This window comes from Streptomyces ureilyticus (assembly GCF_011045025.1).
Taxonomy (GTDB): Bacteria; Actinomycetota; Actinomycetes; order Streptomycetales; family Streptomycetaceae; genus Streptomyces; species Streptomyces ureilyticus.
Genome location: NZ_JAAKZX010000407.1, coordinates 1 through 2962 on the forward strand (window position 1 = coordinate 1; position 2962 = coordinate 2962).

At 64.4% G+C, this 2962-nt stretch carries 2 protein-coding genes; both read right to left on the minus strand.

Annotated elements, in window-relative coordinates:
* Positions 1 to 427 precede the first annotated feature (427 nt).
* Positions 428 to 862 carry a reverse transcriptase N-terminal domain-containing protein gene (locus G6048_RS47495; RefSeq protein WP_235991141.1) on the minus strand — a complete coding sequence of 145 codons (435 nt, stop codon included), beginning with the start codon at positions 860 to 862 and terminating at the stop codon, positions 428 to 430.
* A 952-nt stretch (positions 863 to 1814) separates the two neighbouring features.
* Positions 1815 to 2962: FAD-dependent oxidoreductase (locus tag G6048_RS47500; protein ID WP_165345818.1), on the minus strand; the 1148-nt coding region annotated here is incomplete at its 5' end.

Below are 2962 nucleotides of genomic sequence, written 5' to 3' on the forward strand. Positions count from 1 at the left end.
CTCGATCAGCGCCCACAAGTCGTCGTCCACAATCCACGGCCGAGTACTCACGCCATCACGAACGGCCGAAGCCTTACACCGGTCACGGCCAACCAGGACGTTGCAGCAAGATCGTGTTACGAGCTCTTAGGGCTCTCGCCCCTTAGGCAATCCCGTGGTACGTCCTTGCTGTACGTTCTAGCGTGACTTAGGAAGTCCACTCATCTTCTTCAATGCTCTCACTGAGCATCGCCCGCCCCATGGAGGTGTATCGGCCTACATCCCAGACCAATACATGGAGCGGCATCGGTTACAGGTACTTTCCGATGGGTGCGCGTATTCACCTTCCGAAGATTAGACTTCAAGCAATGCAGCCTTTTCCTTATCACGCGGGTCCCGCAGCGCCCCGTTCGATTACCTTCGACCCGGCCGCTACTTTCCTGACATGCTATTGTCCCCTTCGCCTTTCGGTTCCAGGTAAGCCATCAGACCCAGAAACACCCTCCAAGTTCCTCCCGATTGAATCGGGGATACAGCAAGGCGCCGCACGGCGCACGATGTACACACGACGTACGGGCCGGGGGTGGGACATGGGGTCAGCAAGTATCTGCCGCGCCATCTTTCCCCGCTTTTCCGGGGTTAGGGCCTTCTGCCCGTCGATTCCCGCCGTCTTCTTGCCGGTGCTGACCTGGCAGACCCGCCTGACACTCGTCAACGTGTTGGCCCTGGACCGCAGCATCAGCTTCTGCAGGTTACGTACCTGCTTCATGTCACCCTCACGGGCAGCCCTGAAAATCCTCTGACGCAGCCGCTTTACAGACGTCTCTTCTCGGCTCCAGTCAATGCTGTGCCAGAACTCGGCGTCGCCCTCGGGTCCGTTCATCCGGGGTTCGGCGGTGGCCAGTTCGGTCAACGCAGCCTCCCTTCAGTCCAACTTGCGCCTCGGTGCAAGTGCTTGCCCATCGTTTCTTCATGGCCTACCTGGTCCACGTCAGCCGCCTTTCGGCTCCAGCCATAGGCTGGTGTCCACCGGGTTATGGGCCGCCAAGTGGAGACTCCTGGTCGGCAGCCGCTTCCCCTGGGCTTTCGCCCTGGTGGCGTTCGCTTCTTGGACCATCCTGTTCCCGCACGAGGGTTCGACCTCTGTTGCCTTCGGCTTACCGGCTGACGAGGCCGGACCCGTACGGGGTTTCCGTGTTCCACATCGTGCAGTTACGTCCGGGTGGGGTGCTCCCTTTCCGCCGTCCTCCGCGGTGACCTACAGCCCCCTTCCCGATGGGGACCTGCCACGCCGGGCTTCTCAGCCCTAGAGGATGCCACCGCCGAGCGCTGACCATTGAGCGGTGTAAGTCTGACGACGAGTCGACGAGAGTTCGCTTCGCTCACCCGTCCGGACTTCCCCTTCACCTGTGGCCCGCGAATGGCCCGCGAGCCCTTGGGCTTGACCACCTCCGCTCAGCACCCCGGGATTACTCCCGGCGCACCGGAGGCTGGGGACTGACCGTTGGTCACTGGTCAGGTCCGCATGACACTTCTCCTTTCCTGCGGACTCTGCTGTGCGATGTGACTTCACGTCGCACCGGGCGTGCCTTCCCGACCGACGTTCGCAGCGTCGGCCTACTCGGTGACCTTCAATCGATCACTCGGGAAGGTACGCCCTTCGCGTCCAACCCGAGCCCGATCCACAGGTCTTGAGCATTGCTCCCATCCAACCCAGGCGTTTGACAACGAATCCAGTCGACTCAGCCGACGCAGGCGCCGTTAACCCACACTTGTGGGCGTTCCTCGGCAGGTCAGCGGGGCTCGCCGAGCGTCGGGCCGCTCATGCTCTGCATTCATTTCGCCGAACTCGATCGAGTCAGGCCCGCGTAGCGGTGTGCCACTCCGCCGGGAAGCAGGTATTCGGCCAGCAGGTTGCCGGCGCGGCGGGATGGCAACCCCATGTCGTGCAGGAGTTCGTCCGCGCAGTGGATGTCGTAGGGGCCGAAGTCGTAGCCGCCGGAGCCTGGCAGTACCTGCTCCTGCCAGGCCAGGCGAGCGTCGATGGCCTCCCGCATCCCCTGCTCGCCCGGGGTGGTGCGCAGCGTCGCCCGGAAATGGCTGGTTAACCAGTGCGCGGTGAGTTCCATGCCCATGATGTTGTTGAAGACCTGCCGGAAACCGACGAACCCCAACCGGTCGGCGCCGGGGGGCACGATGCCTCGGTAGAGCCGCAGCCGCCCGTCGTCATCGTGCACGCGCACGCTCGAGTCCAGGAACGGGAAGACTTTGTGGTGCCCCGTGGCGAACACGATGACATCCGCCGCCACTTCCTCGCCGGTCGCCAGTCGCAGTCCCTTGTCGGTATACGCCTCGACGGCACTGATCTTGGGGGCGATCAGGCCGCGGCGGACGGCCCGCGCGTAGCCGCGTGGCATCACTCCCGCGTGGGCCAGGTGGAAGGGGAGCGCGTGAGCGGGCCGCAGCTGCCTCGGCAGTCGGTACAGCCCGGTGCAGATCAGTGTGTCGCGGGTGATGAGCCACCACAGAGCCCGCTTGACCCGCTCGTCGACGCGGTCGATCGGACGGACGCAGCCCGGATCGTGGTAGCGGGGCAGGAGCGCCTCACCGAGCCGGGTGAACAGGATCCACTTGTAGCCGACCAGACCGAGCAGAAACCGCTCGGGGACCATCCAGTTCACCTTGCGCTGCACGAGGGTGGCCGAGGCCGCCTCGAATGCGGCGCGGGTGATCAGGTCCAATGCGGACTTGCCGCCGCCCACGACGACCACGCGCCGACCGACGAATGTCCCGGCCCGCACCTCGTTGGAGTGCAGCACGTCCCCGCCGAACATCTCACGCCCGGGCAGCTCCGGCAGCTGGGCATGATGATGAGCCCCACTGGCGACAACGACGTAGTCGAATGTCTCGCGATGAACCTCCGCTGTCGTGTCCCCGGCGGGCCGGGAGTCGATCAGCCAGCCGGCGGCGCCCACCGCTACCT

Coding starts and splice junctions, on each gene's coding strand:
- G6048_RS47495 (WP_235991141.1), bottom strand. CDS start 862: ATGAACGGACCCGAGGGCGACGCCGAGTTCTGGCACAGCATTGACTGG.